At 61.7% G+C, this 18,705-nt stretch carries 19 protein-coding genes and 1 riboswitch; of the genes, 10 read left to right on the top strand and 9 right to left on the bottom strand.

Going from position 1 to position 18,705, the window contains the following annotated elements:
- Window positions 1-31 precede the first annotated feature (31 nt).
- On the top strand, window positions 32-298 hold the full coding sequence (locus BHU62_RS04675) for a VF530 family DNA-binding protein (protein ID WP_004939783.1): 267 nt from the start codon (window positions 32-34) through the stop codon (window positions 296-298).
- Window positions 299-304: 6 nt separating this feature from the next.
- Here BHU62_RS04675 and BHU62_RS04680 read toward each other — a convergent pair whose 3' ends face one another.
- A complete protein-coding gene (locus BHU62_RS04680; RefSeq protein ID WP_073529418.1) occupies window positions 305-1,222 on the bottom strand; it encodes a gluconeogenesis factor YvcK family protein in 918 nt (305 codons plus the stop codon).
- A 407-nt stretch (window positions 1,223-1,629) separates the two neighbouring features.
- A riboswitch (molybdenum cofactor riboswitch) is annotated at window positions 1,630-1,774 on the top strand.
- On the opposite strand from BHU62_RS04680, the gene moaA reads away from it, so the two are divergent.
- The 6 genes from moaA (at window position 1,761) to BHU62_RS04715 (ending at window position 5,378) form a co-directional block, all read left to right on the top strand.
- Window positions 1,761-2,747 carry a GTP 3',8-cyclase MoaA gene (gene moaA / locus BHU62_RS04690; RefSeq protein WP_004939778.1) on the top strand — a complete coding sequence of 329 codons (987 nt, stop codon included), beginning with the start codon at window positions 1,761-1,763 and terminating at the stop codon, window positions 2,745-2,747. Its footprint overlaps the riboswitch before it by 14 nt.
- A gap of 80 nt (window positions 2,748-2,827) precedes the next feature.
- Entirely contained in the window at window positions 2,828-3,346 is a 519-nt protein-coding gene (gene moaB, locus BHU62_RS04695) for a molybdenum cofactor biosynthesis protein B (RefSeq protein WP_073529435.1), read from the top strand.
- A complete protein-coding gene (moaC, locus tag BHU62_RS04700) occupies window positions 3,346-3,825 on the top strand; it encodes a cyclic pyranopterin monophosphate synthase MoaC (protein WP_073529437.1) in 480 nt (159 codons plus the stop codon). The genes moaB and moaC overlap by 1 nt, the downstream gene beginning before the upstream one ends.
- Window positions 3,822-4,067 carry a molybdopterin synthase sulfur carrier subunit gene (moaD, locus tag BHU62_RS04705; protein ID WP_019453985.1) on the top strand — a complete coding sequence of 82 codons (246 nt, stop codon included), beginning with the start codon at window positions 3,822-3,824 and terminating at the stop codon, window positions 4,065-4,067. The genes moaC and moaD overlap by 4 nt, the downstream gene beginning before the upstream one ends.
- A 2-nt stretch (window positions 4,068-4,069) precedes the next feature.
- Entirely contained in the window at window positions 4,070-4,537 is a 468-nt protein-coding gene (moaE, locus tag BHU62_RS04710; RefSeq protein WP_073529439.1) for a molybdopterin synthase catalytic subunit MoaE, read from the top strand.
- A 130-nt stretch (window positions 4,538-4,667) separates the two neighbouring features.
- Window positions 4,668-5,378 carry a Bax inhibitor-1 family protein gene (locus tag BHU62_RS04715; protein ID WP_073529440.1) on the top strand — a complete coding sequence of 237 codons (711 nt, stop codon included), beginning with the start codon at window positions 4,668-4,670 and terminating at the stop codon, window positions 5,376-5,378.
- A gap of 46 nt (window positions 5,379-5,424) precedes the next feature.
- Here the strand turns inward: BHU62_RS04715 and BHU62_RS04720 are convergent, their stop codons facing one another.
- From BHU62_RS04720 to cecR, 5 genes are all read right to left on the bottom strand, one after another.
- A complete protein-coding gene (locus BHU62_RS04720; protein WP_073529443.1) occupies window positions 5,425-6,531 on the bottom strand; it encodes an ABC transporter permease in 1,107 nt (368 codons plus the stop codon).
- A gap of 12 nt (window positions 6,532-6,543) precedes the next feature.
- A complete protein-coding gene (locus BHU62_RS04725; RefSeq protein ID WP_073529444.1) occupies window positions 6,544-7,698 on the bottom strand; it encodes an ABC transporter permease in 1,155 nt (384 codons plus the stop codon).
- A complete protein-coding gene (locus BHU62_RS04730) occupies window positions 7,695-9,431 on the bottom strand; it encodes an ATP-binding cassette domain-containing protein (RefSeq protein ID WP_073529445.1) in 1,737 nt (578 codons plus the stop codon). Before BHU62_RS04730 ends, BHU62_RS04725 begins: the two co-directional genes overlap by 4 nt.
- Window positions 9,432-9,439: 8 nt before the next feature.
- Entirely contained in the window at window positions 9,440-10,426 is a 987-nt protein-coding gene (gene hlyD / locus BHU62_RS04735; protein WP_073529446.1) for a secretion protein HlyD, read from the bottom strand.
- A gap of 101 nt (window positions 10,427-10,527) precedes the next feature.
- Window positions 10,528-11,226 (bottom strand): transcriptional regulator CecR, encoded by a 699-nt coding sequence (gene cecR, locus BHU62_RS04740; protein WP_073529447.1) that lies wholly within the window; start codon window positions 11,224-11,226, stop codon window positions 10,528-10,530.
- Window positions 11,227-11,523: 297 nt separating this feature from the next.
- On the opposite strand from cecR, the gene rhlE reads away from it, so the two are divergent.
- The 3 genes from rhlE to dusC all read left to right on the top strand — a co-directional run bounded on the left by rhlE (window position 11,524) and on the right by dusC (window position 15,006).
- Window positions 11,524-12,915: an ATP-dependent RNA helicase RhlE gene (gene rhlE / locus BHU62_RS04745; protein WP_073529448.1), complete on the top strand. Its 1,392-nt coding sequence runs from the start codon at window positions 11,524-11,526 to the stop codon at window positions 12,913-12,915.
- 114 nt (window positions 12,916-13,029) lie between these two features.
- A complete protein-coding gene (locus BHU62_RS04750) occupies window positions 13,030-13,989 on the top strand; it encodes a D-2-hydroxyacid dehydrogenase family protein (protein WP_073529449.1) in 960 nt (319 codons plus the stop codon).
- 84 nt (window positions 13,990-14,073) lie between these two features.
- Window positions 14,074-15,006, top strand: a complete 933-nt coding sequence (dusC, locus tag BHU62_RS04755; protein ID WP_073529450.1) for a tRNA dihydrouridine(16) synthase DusC — start codon at window positions 14,074-14,076, stop codon at window positions 15,004-15,006.
- 41 nt (window positions 15,007-15,047) lie between these two features.
- Here dusC and BHU62_RS04760 read toward each other — a convergent pair whose 3' ends face one another.
- From BHU62_RS04760 to BHU62_RS04770, 3 genes are all read right to left on the bottom strand, one after another.
- Window positions 15,048-15,314, bottom strand: coding sequence for a hypothetical protein (locus BHU62_RS04760; RefSeq protein WP_073529451.1), 267 nt, complete (start codon window positions 15,312-15,314; stop codon window positions 15,048-15,050).
- Between the two features lie 240 nt (window positions 15,315-15,554).
- A complete protein-coding gene (gene fbpC / locus BHU62_RS04765; RefSeq protein WP_073529652.1) occupies window positions 15,555-16,601 on the bottom strand; it encodes a ferric ABC transporter ATP-binding protein in 1,047 nt (348 codons plus the stop codon).
- 11 nt (window positions 16,602-16,612) lie between these two features.
- A complete protein-coding gene (locus tag BHU62_RS04770; RefSeq protein ID WP_073529452.1) occupies window positions 16,613-18,691 on the bottom strand; it encodes an ABC transporter permease in 2,079 nt (692 codons plus the stop codon).
- Window positions 18,692-18,705: the final 14 nt, after the last annotated feature.

Genomic DNA, 18,705 nt, shown 5'->3' on the forward strand with positions numbered 1-18,705 from the left:
CGGCCCGATCTGACCACGAAGAGTACCGAACATGAGCCAACACCAGTCCAAAGACCCGCTGCACGGCGTGACGCTGGAGCAACTGCTGAATAAACTGGTGGATCACTACGGTTGGTCCGAGCTGGGCGCGCGCATTCGCATCAACTGCTTCCGCAGCGATCCGAGCATTAAGTCCAGCCTGAAGTTTTTGCGTCGCACGCCCTGGGCGCGCAAAGAGGTGGAAGATCTGTATATCGATATGGTCAGCCATCCCGCCCCAGCCAGCGATAATCCTTGGCTGCGTGGGCGAGACGGCTAAATTCGATCAGCGGCGGGCGGCCAGCTCCACCAGCGCGCTATCCAGCGCCTGACGCAGCAGTTGGCGATCGTGGCGGTAGGGGATGTCGGTTGCTTCCAGCGGCTGCTGAATCACCACCCGATCCTGCACCTCGCTGGCGTCCACCGCCGGGCCGACGATCAGCGCATCGATCATCGGGCGGCCGATCTTCTCTTCCATCAGCGTCAGTTTATCCCTTAACGACAGCGCCGCGGCGGCTACGCTCAGCTCGCGGCCAAGGTTGCCGATATAGATCATGTTGGCACTGCTGCGGCGCAGCGCCTGGGTGAGATCGTCCAGCAGCAGCAGCGGCATCAGGCTGGTGAGGAAACTGCCCGGCCCGATCAGGATCACATCGGCCTGCGCGATGGCGTCCAGCGCCTCGCGCGTGGCGCTGACCGGCGGCGACAGCATCAGCTCCTGCGGCATATGGGCCAGTTGATCGACATTCACTTCACCGTAAACGTGATTGCCTTCGTGATCGTGCGCCATTAAATCCACCGGCTGCTCCGACATCGGGATCAGCGCTGCGTCCACCTTCAGCAGGCTGCGCACCAGGTTGATCGCTTCCAGTGGGCGCACGCTCAGGTGATCCAGCGCTTTCAGCATCAGGTTGCCGAGGTTGTGGCCGGCCAGTTCGCCATTGCCGCTGAAGCGGTATTCGAACATCGCCGAGGCGACGCTCGGTTCGGTGATCAGCTGGTTGAGGCAGTTGCGGGTATCGCCCCAGGCAATGCCGCCTTCTGAGCGGCGGATGCGGCCGGTGGAACCGCCGTTGTCGGTGGTGGTGACGATGCCGGTCAGGCGGGAACCTAGGGATGACAGGGCCGACATCACACGGCCCAGACCGTGTCCGCCGCCTAACGCCACCACGCGGTCGAGATCGGCCAGGGTACGATTACGCATAAATTTCCTTACAAAGGGGCTGAACTGCCCGCATAAGGTAGCGGATCCGGCGCAAAAACGCGATATACCCGTTTGCTGTTGCGCTGGCCGTGCAGTGCTCGGTTGATCCGTGGACTTCACCCCTTCGGGGCCGCTGCAAGCAGCGTTTCAATTCGCTTCCGGTCTATTTTTCTCATGGTTACCGGCGGAGGCAACGCCGGTGATTTAGGGGATAAGAGTGTCATTTACGTGATTCTGGTCAATTCGTCCACGCAAGCGATGTTTATCATGGTTTACCAGATCACGCGGCGTCTAAAAACGCTGTATAGACAAATATATAGCGAATTTGCGCGTTGGCTATCGCTGCCGATTAGCGCTAGAATTCTGCTGAAAACCACGGTTTCGTTCCGGCTACTCAGGTAGCGGGAAGAGAAATCAAACTCCTAGCCCCTGCGCCTACGTTGTTCATCAGGAACGATATGGCGCCTGGGCCGTGGCGAAGTCAGCCACCAGGGTGCAGAGGGGAAACGCTCGCATCTCCCGACTTTGGAAAGGTGTTATGGTGCCGCAACTCATTGATGCTTATGAGCGCAAGTTCTATTACCTGCGCTTGTCGATCACCGACGTGTGCAACTTTCGTTGCACCTATTGTCTGCCCGACGGCTACAAGCCGAGCGGCAGCCCGAAAAGCTTCCTGTCGCTGGATGAAATCCGCCGCGTCAGCCGCGCGTTCGCCGAACTGGGCACCGAAAAGGTGCGTCTGACCGGTGGCGAGCCCTCGCTGCGCCGCGATTTTACCGAGATCATCGCCGCCGTGCGGGAAAACCCGGCCATCCGTACCCTGGCGGTCACCACCAACGGCTACCGTCTGGCGCGCGACGTCGCCGCCTGGCGTGACGCCGGCCTGACGGCGATTAACGTCAGCGTCGACAGCCTGGATCCCCGCCAGTTTCACGCCATCACCGGTCAGGACAAGTTCCGCCAGGTGATGGACGGCATCGACGCCGCCTTCAGCGCCGGTTTCAGCAAGGTTAAGGTCAACGCGGTGCTGATGCGCGACGTTAACCACCAGCAGCTCGGTGCCTTTCTCGCCTGGATTAAAGACCGGCCGATCCAGCTGCGCTTTATCGAACTGATGGAAACCGGCGAGGGCGGCGAGCTGTTTCGCAAACACCATGTCTCCGGTGAGGTGATTCGCCGGCAGCTGGAGCAGCAGGGGTGGCAGCGCCAGGCGCGCGGCCGCAGCGACGGCCCGGCGCAGGTGTTCAGCCACCCGGACTACCAGGGCGAGGTGGGTCTTATCATGCCGTACGAAAAAGACTTCTGCGCCAGCTGCAACCGGCTGCGCGTTTCTTCCATCGGCAATTTGCATCTGTGTCTGTTCGGCGAGCAGGGGGTGCCCCTGCGCGATCTGCTGGCGGACGACGGCCAGCTCGATGCGCTGAAGGCGCGCATCCAGAGCGGGCTGTTGAGCAAAAAGCAGACCCATTTCCTGCATCAGGGTAACAGCGGGATTACCCAGAACCTGTCGTTTATCGGCGGTTGATACCCACATATTTCAAGCCGCAGCGTTGTTGGCTGCAACTTGAAATCTGTTGGGATCTCAGAATAGGAGCCTATTGAACCATGAGCCATGCGAGCAGCGAGTTTATTCCGGCGCATATCGCCATCCTGACCGTGTCCGACAGTCGCGGCGCGGCGGAAGACACCTCCGGCCAATATCTGCAGGAAGCGGCGCAGGAAGCCGGCCATCAGGTGGTGGATCGCGCCATCGTCAAAGATGATATTTACCAGATCCGCGCGCGGGTTTCCGCCTGGATCGCTGATGACAACGTGCAGGCGGTGTTGATCACCGGCGGCACCGGTTTTACCGCGCGCGACAATACGCCGGAAGCGCTGTTGCCGCTGTTCGACAGAGAGGTGGAAGGGTTCGGCGAACTGTTCCGCATGGTGTCGTACGAAGAGATCGGTACCGCAACGATCCAGTCGCGCGCGCTGGCCGGCCTGGCCAATCGGACGGTGATTTTCGCCATGCCGGGTTCCACCCGCGCCTGCCGTACCGCCTGGGAGCGGATTATCGAAGAGCAGTTGGACGCGCGTCATCGCCCGTGCAACTTCCAGCCCCATTTGAAGAAGCCTGAGTGATGACACAGCTAACCCACATTAACGCCGCCGGCGAAGCCCATATGGTCGACGTTTCCGCTAAGGCCGAGACGGTGCGCGAGGCGCGTGCCGAAGCCTTTGTCGAGATGTTGCCCGCCACGCTGGCGATGATCGTCGACGGCAGCCATCACAAGGGCGACGTGTTCGCCACGGCGCGCATCGCCGGCATTCAGGCGGCCAAACGCACCTGGGAGCTGATCCCGCTGTGCCACCCGCTGATGCTGAGCAAGGTCGAAGTGCAGTTGGAGGCGCAGACGGAACACAACCGGGTGCGCATTGAAACCTGCTGCCGGCTGACCGGCAAAACCGGCGTCGAGATGGAGGCGCTGACCGCCGCCTCGGTGGCGGCATTGACCATCTATGACATGTGCAAAGCGGTACAGAAAGACATGGTGATCGGCCCGGTGCGCCTGCTGGCGAAAAGCGGCGGCAAATCCGGCGATTTTAAGGTGAATGCATGATCGATATTCTTTTCTTCGCGCAGGTGCGCGAACTGGTGGGTACCGGCGGCCTGTCGATGCCGGCGGATTACCCGACCGTCGAGGCGTTGCGCCAGGCGCTGTGTGCGCGCGGCGATCGCTGGGCGCTGGCGCTGGAATCCGGCAAGCTGCTGGCGGCGGTCAATCAGTCGCTGGTGGCGGCGGATCATCCGTTGCGCGCCGGCGATGAAGTGGCCTTCTTCCCACCGGTTACCGGGGGGTAAGCATGGAAAACACCCGCATTCGCGTGGGCGAAGCGCCGTTCAACGTCGGCGACGAATACCAGTGGCTGGCGCAGTGCGACGCCGACGGCGCGGTGGTGACCTTCACCGGCAAGGTGCGCAACCATAACCTGGGGGACGACGTCAGCGCGCTGACGCTGGAACACTACCCCGGCATGACCGAGAAGGCGCTGGCGGAGATCGTGGCCGAGGCGCGCAGCCGTTGGCCGCTGCAGCGCGTGACGGTGATCCACCGCGTCGGCGCGCTGTATCCCGGCGACGAGATCGTGTTCGTCGGCGTAACCGGCGCGCACCGCAGCATGGCGTTCGCCGCCAGCGAGTTCATCATGGACTACCTGAAGACCCGTGCGCCGTTCTGGAAGCGCGAAGCGACCGGCCAGGGCGATCGCTGGGTGGACGCCCGCGACAGCGATCGTCAGGCGGCGCAGCGCTGGCAAAACGCGGCTAAATAACGCGTCAACAGCGGAAACAAATCAAGACCTTTGCCGCTTTCGCGCGGCATATTCTGTGGTACGCTTATAGCAGGCGAAGCCCCGCTCAAGGGGCTTCGGAATCTTGTTTACTACGCAAAAGGTAACCGTCATGGACCGATATCCACGCTCTAATGGTTCAATCGTCGAACGTGCCAACAGCGGCATTCAGGCCTACATGGCGCAGGTTTACGGCTGGATGACCTGCGGTCTGCTGCTGACGGCGTTCGTTTCCTGGTATGCGGCCAACACGCCCGCCATCCTCAACTTCATCTTCTCCAGCCAGATCACCTTCTTCGGTCTGATCATCGCCCAGCTGGCGCTGGTGTTCGTGATTTCCGGCATGGTCAACCGCCTGAGCGGCGCGGTGGCCACCTCGCTGTTCATGCTGTATTCGGCGCTGACCGGGTTGACGCTGTCGAGCATCTTCATCGCTTACACCTACAGCTCGATCGCCAGCACCTTCGTGGTCACCGCCGGCATGTTCGGCGCCATGAGCCTGTACGGCTATACCACCAAGCGCGATCTGAGCGGCTTTGGCAGCATGTTGTTCATGGCGCTGATCGGCATCGTGCTGGCCTCGCTGGTGAACATCTGGCTGAAAAGCTCCGCGCTGATGTGGGCGATCACCTACATCGGGGTGGTGGTGTTCGTCGGCCTGACCGCGTACGACACGCAAAAACTCAAGGCGATGGGCGAGCAGCTGAACGCCGATGACAAAGACGGCTTCCGCAAGTACGCCATCGTCGGCGCGCTGACGCTGTATCTCGACTTCATCAACCTGTTCCTGATGTTGTTGCGTATCTTCGGCAACCGCCGCTAAATCCGTAGGATTTACCAGGCTCTGCATGTTACATGCAGAGCTTTTTTTATGCGATTTTGCGGCGGAACAGCGCATAGGCGGCGCTGCCGGTGGTGGCGGTGATCACCAGCAGCGGCCACAGGCTGTGCCAGATGATGTCGAAGCTGGCGTCCTTCAGGTAGATCTGCTTGGTGATGTCGGTAAAGTGGCGTATCGGGTTAACCCAGGTCAGATCCTGCAGCCACACCGGCATGTTCTCCACCGGTGAGACATAGCCGGAGAGCAGGATCGCCGGCATCATGAACACGAACACACCGATAAACGCCTGCTGCTGCGTGGCGCACAGCGACGAGATCAGCAGGCCGAAGCCCACCAGCGACAGCCCATAGATCAGCATGGTGGCGTAGAACAGCGGCAGCGATCCGGCGAACGGGATCTGATACATAAAGATGCCGATCAGCAACACGACGGTGGCGTGGAAGCTGGCGACGATCAGCGCCGGCACCGCCTTGCCGATAAAGATCTGCCAGGTAAGCAGCGGCGAAACCAGCAGCTGTTCCAGCGTGCCCTGCTCACGTTCACGCGCCACCGACAGCGAGGTGACGATCAGCACGCCGATGGTGGTGATCATGGCGATCAGCGAAGGCACCACGAACCATTTGTAGTCCAGATTCGGGTTATACCAGTTGCGCACCATCAGTTCGCTGTTGTTGGGTTTAGCGCGACCGCCGAGCAGCTCGTTCTGATATTCCTGCACGATTTGCTGTAGGTAGTTGGCGGCGATCTGCGCGCTGTTGGAGTTGCGCCCGTCGAGCAACAGCTGCAGCGGTGCGGTGTTGCCGGTGGCGATATCGCGCGAGAACTGCGCCGGGAAGCGGATCAGCAGCAGCGCACGTTGATTGTCGATAATGGGCTTAATCTCCTGCGGGCTGCGCAACAGCAGCACATGGGAGAAAGCCTTGGCTTTGGCGAAGCGCTGGGTCAACTCCACCGAAGCCTGGCCGTTGTCCTCGCTGTAAACCGCGATGGTGGCGTTGGTCACCTCCAGCGTCGCGGCGAACGGAAACAGCAGCACCTGCAGGATCACCGGCATGATCAGGATGGCGCGGGTTTGCGGATCGCGCAGTAGCGCCTGCATTTCCTTAATGATGAGCGTCAACAGACGATGAAACATCGTTCTTTCTCCTCAATCCAGCCGGCGCTGGGTTTTCCAGGCCGTCAGGCCGATGAACAGCACGGCGGAAGCGATCAGGAACAGCAGATTGATCAGCAGCACGGTACTGACATTGCCTGCCAGGAACAGCGTTTGCAGCGTGCTGACGAAGTAGCGCGCCGGAATGATGTAGGTCACCGCGCGCACGATGGCCGGCATGCTGTCGATCTGGAAGATGAAGCCGGACAGCATGATCGACGGCAAGAAGGCGGCGTTTAGCGCCACCATCGCCGCATTGAACTGATTGCGGGTGAGGGTGGAGATCAACAAGCCCATGCCGAGGGTGCTGGCAAGGAACAGGCTGCTGATCAAAAGCAGGATCAGCAGCGAACCGCGATAGGGCACGCCGAGCACCCAGACCGCCACCGCCATGCACAGCGCCATGGCGGCCATGCCGAGGAAGTAATAAGGGATCAGCTTGGAGAGCAGCAGCTCGCTGCGCGTCACTTGGGTGGAAAGCAGGGCCTCCATGGTGCCGCGCTCCCATTCGCGGGCGATCACCAGCGAGGTGAGGATGGCACCGATCACCGTCATGATGATGGTGATGGCGCCGGGAATGATGTAGTGCCGGCTGATGGCCGCCGGGTTGAACCAGTAGCGCATCTGCACGTCAATCAGCGGCTTGTCGCTGTTCCCCCGATCGGCGGCGCGTTGCTGTTGCCACACTTGCCATACCCCCTGGGCGTAGCCCTGCACGAAGTTGGCGGTGTTCGGCTCGCTGCCGTCGGTGATCACCTGAATCGGCGCGTTGTCGTGCGGGCGCGCCATGCGCTGGTCGAAATCCACCGGGATCACCACCAGGCCGCGGATCGTGCCGGCCTGCATCTGCTGGATCAGCTGCCGGCGATTGTCGCTGATAGTCGGTTCGATATAGGGCGAACCGGCGAAGGCATGGGCCAGATCGCGCGCGTCTTCGCTCTGCTGCTCCATCAGGATGCCCAGATGCAGCTTGCTGGAGTCTAGGTTGATGCCGTAGCCGAAGATAAACAGCAGCATCAGTGGGATGACGAAGGCGATCAGGCCGCTGCTGGGATCGCGCAGAATTTGCCGCGTTTCTTTCAGGCACAGCGCGCGCAGCCGGCGCCAGGAGAAGCCGCTGTTGTCGATTGGGGGTCGATTGCCGCTCACCGCTGTTCCTCCTCGTCGTAGCCCTGCACCAGCTCGATAAACGCCTGTTCCATCGAGGGGGTGGGATTGTCGTCGCGCGCCACCTGTTGTTTGAGATCGTCCGGCGTACCGGCGGCGATGATCTTGCCGCGATACACCAGGCCGATACGATCGCAGTACTCCGCCTCGTCCATAAAGTGAGTGGTTACCATCACCGTGACGCCCTTATCGACCATACCGTTGATGTGCAACCAGAACTCGCGCCGCGTCAGCGGATCGACGCCGGAAGTCGGTTCGTCGAGAAACAGGATATCCGGCTCGTGCATCAGCGCGCAGGCCAGCGCCAGGCGCTGTTTGAAGCCGAGCGGCAGCGCGTCCGGCGTCTGGTCGAGGATCGGCGCGAAGTTGAAGGCGCGGGACATTTCGCCGATCTTTTCGCGCTGCGCCTTGCCGCTCAGGCCATAGACGCCGGAGAAGAACTTCAGGTTCTGCGCCACCGTCAGGTTGCCGTACAGCGAGAATTTCTGCGCCATATAGCCGAGGCGTTGGCGCGCCTTGCCGGAGCTGGTCTTCAGATCCATCCCCAGCACCAGCGCTTTACCGCTGGACGGCACCAGCAGGCCGCACATCATTTTGAAGGTGGTGGACTTGCCGGCGCCGTTCGGGCCGAGCAGGCCGAAAATCTCGCCGCGCCGCACCTGGAAATCGACATGATCGGTGGCGGCGAAGTCGCCGAATTTTTTGGTCAGCTGCACCGCTTCGATCACCGTTTCGCTGCTTTCACCGTTGACGGTCGGCATGATCTCCGCCAGCGCTGAGCGGTGGCTGGGGCCGCCGCCGAGCAGATCGATAAACGCATCTTCGAAGCGCGGATCCGCTTCGTTCAGCTCGGCGTCCGGTAGATCCAGCGCCTGCAACAGCTGCCGATGATCCTCGCCTTCCTTCAGGATCAGGCGCAGATACTTGCCCTGGATCACGCCGTCGGTGACCGCCGGCAGGCAGATCGCCCGTTGCAGCAACGCTCGATGGCTGCCGGGGGGCGCGGCGATCAACACCGTGCGGCCGGCCATGCGCCGGGTCAGCTCCTGCGGCGCACCGCTGAACAGCAGCTCGCCCTCGTTGAGCAGCAGCACTTCGCGGCACTGCTCGGCTTCGTCGAGGTAGGAGGTGCTCCACAGGATCAACATGCCGTCATTGGCCAGCTCGTGCACCATGCGCCACAGCTCGCGGCGCGAGATCGGATCGACGCCGACGCCCGGTTCATCCAGCAACAGCACCTGGGGTTCGCCCACCAGCGTGCAGGCCAGGCCGAGCTTCTGCTTCATGCCACCGGACAGCTTGCCCGCCAGCCGTTCGGTGAAGCGGGTCAGATCGGTGAATTTCAACAGCCGTTCGAAGGTCTGGCGGCGAAGATCGCCGGTGACGCCGCGCAGATCGGCGTACAGCGTCAGGTTTTCCATCACCGTCAGATCTTCATACAGGCCGAATTTTTGCGGCATATAGCCGAGGATCGCGTGCAGTTGACGATCCTGCGCGATCGGATCCAGCCCGGCGACCCGCAATTTGCCGTTGCTGGGCTGCAGCAGGCCGGCCAGCATGCGCAGCAGGGTGGTTTTGCCGGCGCCGTCCGGGCCGACCAGCCCGATGACCGCGCCGCTGCGCAGGGTGGTGGTCAGGCTGGCGACCGCCGGTTTCGCAAGCCGCGGGAAGCGTTTCTCCAACCCTTCCAGCTCAATGGTGTGCGCCTGTTCCATGGCCGGCCTCAGGGTTTGGCGAAGCGCAGAGTGACCGGCATGCCCTGGCGCAGCGCATCGTCGGCGTCGGTGACGATCACCCGCAGGCGGTACACCAGATCGGTGCGCAGGTCCGGCGTTTCGACGCTTTTCGGCGTGAATTCCGCGGTCGGCGAGACGAAGCCGATCTTGCCGTGGTAAGGCTTGCCAGGCCGGCCGTCGGTGTAGATCGCCAGTTCGGTGCCGGGCACCGCCTGGGCCAAACTGGTTTCATTGACGTAGGCGCGCACCCATACCGGGCGAGTCAGCGACAGGGTGAACACCGTGCCGCCGGCACCGAGCATGGTGCCCGGTTCCACCGCGCGGGTCAGCACCGTACCGGCGGAAGGGGAGATCAGCGTGGCGTCTTGCAGGTTCAGCTGCGCCTGCGCCAGCGCCGCTTCGCTTTGCGCCATATCGGCCTTGGCCTGTTCGATCTCTTGCGGACGGTTGCCGCTGCGGTATTGCGCCAGCTTGTCCTTCGCCGCCTGCAGGTTGGCCTGCGCCTGATTGCGGGCGGTGAGTGCATCGTCCAGCGCGTCGGCGGACGTGGCGTTTTTCGCCCACAGCCCCTGCTGGCGCTTCAGGAAGCTATCGGCGTAAGTGAAGGCGGACTGGCGCTGCGCCATTTCCGACCGCACCTGGGCTATCTCTTCGGTGCGATAGCCGGCCTGCAGCAGCGACAGCCTGGCGCGCGCGCTGCCGACGTTGGCCTCGGCCTGCTGCAGCGCGTTGCGGTAGGGGGCATCGTCCAGTTTGCCGAGCAGTTGGCCCGGTTGCACGGCGTCGCCTTCATCCACCGTCAGCGACGCCAGGCGGCCGTCGACGCGAAAGCCGAGGTTGACCGTGCGGATATCGACGTTGCCGTACAGCGTCAACGGCCGATCCTGCTGCCGTTGGTAATGCCATACCCCGTAAGCGGCGGCCGCGATCAGCAGAATCAACAACACGATCAAGGCACTGCGTTTTTTGTTCATAACACTCCCTGCCTGTGAATATTAAACCTTACGCCTGTCGAGCTACGGCCAGGCGGCCAGCTCGTGCAGCCACCAACGCCGTAACGTGAAAGGCGACGGGTTCACGCGCCATGACGTTGGCGCAGCCCAACAACCAAAATCTCGATATGTTCGCTCAACACGGCGCCGATTTGCGCCGCTTCGCGCTCGCCAATCTCTTGCCAGCCGGCCTGACGGCGGATGGTTTCTTGCGCCACGCGGAACGACAGCACCTCGCCGACCAGCGCATGGGTATGCAGCACGATGCGGGTCGAGTTTTCATCGAGTCCGGTCGCAGCCGACAGCAGGCGGCACAGCCGTTCGTGCATCGGTGCGATCACCTGGCGGTGGATCAGCGGGTAGGCGTCGGTGGGGGCAAGCTGTTCGCGCGACATGATTTTGCTCAGGTTCAGCGTGTGCGGCTGGGTCATCAGTTCGCTGAAGGCCAGTAGGCCACGCTGCAGCAGGCGCAGCGCCGCGTCGGGCGATCGCCGTTCTGCCGGTAAGCGCCGAAAGCGATCGACTTCTGCGGCCAGCGGGGCGAACACCTGCTGGATGAAATCGGCGAGCGACTGCGCAACCGCCAGATACAACCCCTCTTTCGAGCTGAAATAGTAGGTGATGGCGGCGATGTTCTGGCCGGCGCGCTGGGCGATGTCGCGGGTGGTGGCGCCCTGCAGGCCGTATTCGCCGAACAGTTCGATCGCTGCGGCGAGCAGCTGCCGACGCGTCTGTTCGCCGCGCGCCCGGCCGGCGGCCTGATGATGTACGGAAGCTGACATCGGTCACGCTCGAAGTTAATCAATCATATGATTAACTTTATGTCAGATCGTTTAAAACGCAACCGCTAACCATAATGAGTTATGTGATCGGCTTCAGACAATGCTGAATTTACGGCAGATTGTGCTCTCTACGCGTAAAAGTGCTTTTTATTGCGCGACTTCTGTTACAATCGCCGCCTGGTGCACTGCAGTTTGTGCCAATCCCTCGTGGTCATGCTTAATGCCCCGTCTGATCATCCTCCCAGGAAACTGCACCGAACACCGTTAGGTTAGGGGGGATCTGGAGTTTTTCTCTTTATGTCATTTGAAACCCTCGGCTTAAGTGCTGAAATTGTGCGCGCTGTTGAAGAACAGGGCTATCGCGAACCGACGCCAATTCAGCGTCAGGCTATCCCTGTCGTGCTGGAAGGTCGTGACCTGATGGCCAGCGCCCAGACCGGCACCGGTAAAACCGCCGGTTTTACCCTGCCGCTGTTGCAGCTGCTGAGCAAGCATGACCATCCGGTCAAAGGCCGCCGCCCGGTGCGCGCACTGATCCTGACGCCAACTCGTGAGCTGGCGGCGCAGATCGGCGAGAACGTCGATGCCTACAGCAAACACCTGCGCCTGCGTTCGCTGGTGGTGTTTGGCGGCGTGAGCATCAACCCGCAGATGATGAAACTGCGCGGTGGCGTCGATATCCTGGTGGCGACGCCGGGCCGTCTGCTGGATCTGGAACACCAGAACGCGGTTGACCTGTCCAAAATCGAAATTCTGGTGCTGGACGAAGCGGACCGCATGCTGGACATGGGCTTTATCCACGACATCCGTCGTGTGCTGGCCAAGCTGCCGGCCAAGCGTCAGAACCTGCTGTTCTCCGCCACCTTCTCCGACGACATCAAGGCGCTGGCCAACAAGCTGCTGCACAACCCGGCTTCGGTAGAAGTGGCGCGCCGCAACACCGCGTCCGAGCAGATCGAGCAGAGCGTGCACTTCGTCGACAAGAAGCGTAAGCGGGAACTGCTGTCGCAGATGATCGGCGAAGGCGACTGGAAACAGGTGCTGGTGTTTACCCGCACCAAGCACGGCGCCAACCACCTGGCGGAGCAGCTGAACAAAGACGGCATCACCGCTGCGGCGATCCACGGCAACAAGAGCCAGGGCGCCCGTACCCGTGCGCTGGCCGACTTCAAAGACGGCCGCATCCGCGTGCTGGTAGCGACCGACATCGCGGCGCGCGGTCTGGATATCGACCAGCTGCCGCACGTGGTGAACTACGAGCTGCCTAACGTGCCGGAAGACTACGTGCACCGCATCGGCCGTACCGGCCGCGCGGAACGCACCGGCGAGGCTATCTCGCTGGTGTGCGTGGATGAGCACAAGCTGCTGCGCGACATCGAGCGTCTGCTGAAGCGTGAAATTCCGCGCATTGCGCTGCCGGGCTACGACCCGGATCCGACCATCAAGGCCGAGCCGATCATCAACGGTCGCCAGGGTGGCGGACGCGGTGCGCCGCGCGGCAACGGCGGTGGCCAACGTTCCGGTAACGGCGGCGGTCAGCGCAACGGCAACGGCAACGGCAACGGCAACGGCGGCCAGCGTGAAAATCGCGGCAACGGCAACGGTAACGCCCGCCCGCAGGGTGACGGCCAACGCCGTTCCGGCGCACCGGCTTCGCGTCGCCCGCGCAACCGCAAACCAGCAGAATAAGCCTGATTGCTCAAAGAGTAAGCCGCCGATACGGGCGGCTTTTTTTTTGCCTGGCGGAACGGCATTTTCGTACTAGGCTGGACGGTGGTTAACCTTACATTCCAGGAGACGGAGATGAAATTGAAGTGCGCAATTCTCGATGATTACCAGCAGGTAGCGCTCAAGATGGCGGATTGGTCGGTGTTGGCCGATCGGGTGGAGGTGTCCGCCATCAGCGCGCACTTTACCGATGAGGCGGAGCTGGCGGTGCATCTGCAGGAGTGCGACATTCTGGTCATCATGCGCGAGCGCACGCCGATGACCGCCTCGCTGCTGGCACGGCTGCCGAAGCTGAAGCTGCTGATCACCTCCGGCATGCGCAACGCCGCTATCGATTTGGCCGCCGCCGCCGAGCGCGGCGTGGTGGTGTGCGGCACCAGCAGCGGGTCGGCGGCGCCGATGGAGCTGACCTGGGCACTGCTGCTCGGGTTGGCGAAGCATATCGTGCCGGAAAGTGTCGGGCTGCGGAACAACGGCCCGTGGCAGCTGGGCTTAGGCGTCACGCTGCAGGGGAAAACGTTGGGCCTGCTGGGGCTGGGCAAGATCGGCGGCCAGATGGCCAAGGTGGCGCAGGCGTTCGGCATGCGGGTGCTGGCCTGGAGCCAGAACCTGACGGCGGAACGGGCGGCGCAGGAAGGCGTTGAGCTGGCGCCGTCCAAACGGGCGCTGTTCGAGCAGAGCGATTTTGTTTCCATCCACCTGGTGCTGAGCGATCGCAGCCGCGGGCTGGTGGGGCGGGATGAACTGGCGGCGATGAAGCCTACGGCTTACCTGATCAACACCTCGCGGGCCGGGATCGTCGATCAGGCGGCGTTGGCGGACGCCCTGCAGCAAAGGCAGATCGCCGGCGCCGGGCTGGACGTGTTCGAGACGGAGCCGCTGCCGGCCGACGATGCGTTCCGCCGCCTGCCCAACGTGCTGGCGACGCCGCACGTAGGTTATGTGGCGGACGATAACTATCGCGCCTACTTCACCGAGGCGGTTGAGGACATTGTTGCGTTTCTCGCCGACCAGCCGATCCGCCGGCTGGGCTGACGGCGTTTTTAATGCCCGCAGAGGCTTGTCTGGCGCGGGCATTCACCCGTATCATTGCGGGTCTTTTTTTAGCTGGGATTGGTCATGCGCGTATTATTGGCTCCGATGGAGGGCGTTCTCGATTCTTTGGTGCGTGAGTTGCTCACCGAGGTGAACGACTACGATCTGTGCATCACCGAATTTTTGCGCGTGGTCGATCAGCTGTTGCCGGCCAAGTCGTTCTACCGGCTGTGCCCGGAACTGCGTCACGCCAGCCGCACGCCGTCGGGCACGCTGGTGCGGGTACAGCTGCTGGGGCAGTACCCGCAGTGGCTGGCGGAGAACGCCGCCCGCGCGGTGGAGCTGGGTTCTTACGGCGTCGATCTCAACTGCGGTTGCCCGTCCAAGCTGGTGAACGGCAGCGGCGGCGGGGCGACGCTGCTCAAAGATCCTGAATTGATCTACCAGGGCGCCAAGGCGATGCGTGCGGCGGTGCCGGCCCATCTGCCGGTCACGGTGAAGGTACGCCTGGGCTGGGACTCCTCCAACCGCAGTTTTGAAATCGCCGACGCGGTGCAGCAGGCGGGCGCCAGCGAGCTGACGGTGCATGGCCGCACCAAAGAGGACGGCTACAAGGCGGATCGTATCAACTGGGCGGCGATCGGCGAGATCCGTCAACGGCTGAGCATCCCGGTGATCGCCAACGGCGAGATCTGGGATTACCAGAGCGCGCAGGATTGCCAGCAGGCGACCGGCTGCGACGCCATCATGCTGGGGCGCGGCGCGCTCAACGTGCCGAACCTGAGCCGGGTGGTGAAGTACAACGAACCGCGCATGCCCTGGCCGCAGGTGGTCGAGCTGCTGCAAAAATATGTCCAGCTGGAAAAGCAGGGCGATACCGGCCTGTATCACGTGGCGCGTATCAAACAGTGGCTGGGCTATTTGCGCAAAGAATATGACGAAGCCACCGAGCTGTTCAGCGAAATACGCGCGCTGACGACCTCGGGAGATATTGCACGCGTCATCTGCCGCAGCTAAAAATAAACCCGCACGCGGCGGGTTTATTTAAATCGCTATTATCAGGCGGCTTTGTCGAGACGGTTCATTTCAATCTCGATATCCTGAATGGTTTTTTCCAGCCCTTCCAGACAGGCGCCTTGTTTATTCAGCAGATCGTTGACGGCTTCGGCGAATGCCTTATTTTTGCATTCGCCGTGATCGAAGGCCAGCCAGTGTGCGGAGAGCGTCTCGGTGTTAGACTGCGCGTAGTGGCGCATTTCCTTCAGCTGAGAAGCGACGTTGCGTAAATTATCCAGCTGCGCCTTTGCGTTTGCATTGTTGCTCATGAATTTCTCCTTGAGTTGGCCGTTAAATAATTTTCACTGCGGGGTTAAGCTTAGCCTATCTAAATAAAAATATCACCCATGATGATTCGGGTGGTTATTTTTATTGAGGGTGCCGCGTTTATGCTTCGGTTGGACAATGACTTGGGTGGCGTTGTAAAAATAAATACGGTTTCTATGGCAGTTATTTTCGGCCACCCCATTCGGGATGGCCGTTATTTTAACGCTTAAGCGTGATGCTTATTACGCCGCGTCCGCCAGCACAAACATGCCGTAGGGGTGAATTTCCAGATAATACTGCTCGCCGACGTTCGGCTGCAGGCGGGTGGCGTTGACCTGCAGCAAAATCTGCTGCCCGCGCCACGTCACCGTCACCTCATACTGCGGCCCCATGTAGGCGACATGTTGGATCACGCAGCGCTGGCTGTCATCGCCACGCTCGCTCAGCGTGATCGCCTCCGGCCGCACGCCCACCGTGCCGGCGCCCTCGGCGGCAAAATGCGCAGGGCGTGGCAGACGATAGCCGCCGATATCGACATGCTCCGCGCTGAAGTTGGCCGGGAACAGGTTGGCGTCCCCCATAAAGCTCGCCATAAAGCGCGACGCCGGTTGCCGATAGAGGTCCTGTGGCGAGCCTATCTGCATGATATGCCCCTTGTTCATCACCAGCACGGTGTCTGATACCGCGAAGGCCTCGCTCTGATCGTGGGTCACGTACAGCGAGGTGATATCAAACTGCTTTTGCAGCTCGCGGATCTTTTCGCGCATGCTGCGGCGCAGGTTGGCGTCGAGGTTGCTCAGCGGCTCGTCAAACAACAGCACTTTCGGCTTGAGGATCAGCGCGCGCGCCAGCGCCACACGCTGCTGTTGGCCGCCGGAGATCTGATCGACATAGCGATCGTCGAACCCTGCCAGATCCACCATCGCCAGCGCTTCCTGCACGCGCGCTTTCACTTCGGCGCGCGGAATGCCGAGCATCTTCAGCCCATAGCCGACGTTTTCCCCCAGCGACATATGCGGGAACAGGGCATAAGACTGGAACACCATGCATATATCGCGTTGCTGAATGGAACTGTGGGTGACGTCTTCACCATCAATGAATATCTGCCCGTCGCTCGGTTTTTCCAGCCCGGCGACCAGGCGCAGAATAGTGGTCTTGCCGCAGCCGGAAGGGCCGAGCAGCGTCACCATTTGCCCCTGAGGGATGGTGAGCGTGATGTTATCGATCACCGTGTTGCTGCCGAATCGCTTGGAAACGTTGCGCAGTTCGACGAAATTTTTCTGACTCATAATGCGCTCCATTACGCCTGGTTTTTGGCTTTTGAACGGGAGATGCGTGCCTCGCCGATCAGCCAGTCAAAGATGAAAATAATCGCCAGCATCACCACGATCAGAATTGAACCGTAGGCAATCGCCACGCCGTATTCGCCGTCTTCCACGCGGTTGAGGATGTAGGCGGTCGCCACGCGGGTATCGGGCGTCACCAGGAAGACGATGGCGCTGACGGTGGTGATGGCGCGCACGAAGCTGTAGATCAGCGCCGACAGGATCGCCGGGCGTAGCAGCGGCAGCAGGATGTGCGTGATGGTGCGCAGCGAGCCGGCCCGCAGGCTGAGCGAAGCTTCGTCCAGCGATTTGTCTATCTGGCCCAGCCCGGCGATCCCGGCGCGAATGCCCACCGGCACGTTGCGCATCACCATGGACATAATCACGATGGCCGCCGTACCGGTGAGGTACACCGGCGCGCTGTTAAAGGCGAGAATGTAAGAGACGCCCGCCACGGTGCCCGGTACCGCAAAGCACAGCATGGTGGTGAACTCGATGGTCTTTTTGCCCTTGAACTGTTGGCGTACCACGATCCAGGCGATCAGCAGACCGAACGCGGCGGTGATCGGCGCGGCGATCCCGGCGTACAGCAGCGTGTCGAGCAGCGAAGGCCAGGCGCCGTCGCTCATGCCTTGGCCGAACAGCTTGATGAAGTTATCCAGCGTCAGCGTGTAATCCACGCCCCAGTTAACGGTGAAGCTGCCGTAGAAAATGCTGCCGTAGAGCAGGGCGTTAAAGGCGATCCACACCGCCAGCAGCGCGATTACGCTCCATACCAGCGTGACCGGCAGCGGTTGCACGTCGCCGCGATACGATTTGCCGGACACGGTGACGTAGGAACGTTTGCCGATCCACATATACTGGATGCAGAACACCAGCAGCGAGAACAGCAGCAGGAAGGCGCCGAGGGTGCTGGCGGCCTGATAATCGAGCTGCGAACCGGTGATGTAGAAATAGATTTGCGTCGCCAGCACGTCGAAGTTGCCGCCGAGCACCAGCGGGTTGCTGAAATCGGCCAGCGATTGCACCACCACGATCAAAAACGCGTTGGCCAGCGCCGGTTTCAGCAGCGGCATGAACACGCCGTTAAAGGTTTGCCAGCGGCTGGCGCGCAGGGTGTAGGAGGCTTCTTCCAACGACGGGTGGATCGTTTTGATCGCGCCGTCGAGGATCATGAACGCCATCGGGGTGAACGCCAGCACCTGTGCCAGCCAGATGCCGGTAAAGCCGTACAGCCAGTTGGTGTTGGTCAAGCCGAACCAGGCCACCATCCATTCGGTGACGTAGCCGGAGCGCCCCATCATCAGCGTGACGCCCAGACCGACGACGAACGGCGGCGTGACGATGGGCAGGATGGAGAAGATGCGGCCGATAATGGCGCTGCGCTTGGCGATGCGGGTGGTGTAAATCGCCAGCACCAGGCCGAAGAAGGTGCAGCCGGCACCCACCGCGATCGACAGGGCGATGGAGTTGAGGATCACCTGAATGATATGTGCCTGCGACAGCACGCCCATAAACGCCAGCGGCGCGAACTCACCCGCCTGGTCGGTGAACATCGGGACGAAAATGGCGATGCTCGGCCAGACGATAAACACGCCGATCAACGCCACGATGGCGACCAGCGCGCCGATCACGAAGCGGTCGCCGCCCAGCCATTCGAGGCGGGTCAGCGCCAGCGTCATGATGGCGCCCAGCGCGGCAAATTGCACCAGGGTGGCGTAGCCTAAACCGCGTCCCGCCACCGTGGCGCTGGCGACGATAAAGGCCATGCACAGCAGCGCCCAACCGGCGTCGAACGCGTGGCGGCTGCGCCGTTCACGGCCCGCCGCGGTGTAAGGGCGAAGCAGCAGCAGGCTCGGCAACAGGCACCAAAGCCAGCTGATATTGCGGTTTGACCAGCCGTAAGCCGCGAGAATTTCATCGCCGGTGGACTCCAGCAGGCCGTAATCCAGGCTCCAGCTCGGCAGCAGGGCGAACGCCAGCCAGCCAAGCAGAACCCAAAGGAATATCGCATCTCGTTTATTTACGAGATGGAGTGCATGTGTATGTGACATAAGTTTCCCGGTGT

The organism is Serratia marcescens (genome assembly GCF_001902635.1).
GTDB classification, from domain to species: domain Bacteria; phylum Pseudomonadota; class Gammaproteobacteria; order Enterobacterales; family Enterobacteriaceae; genus Serratia; species Serratia marcescens_F.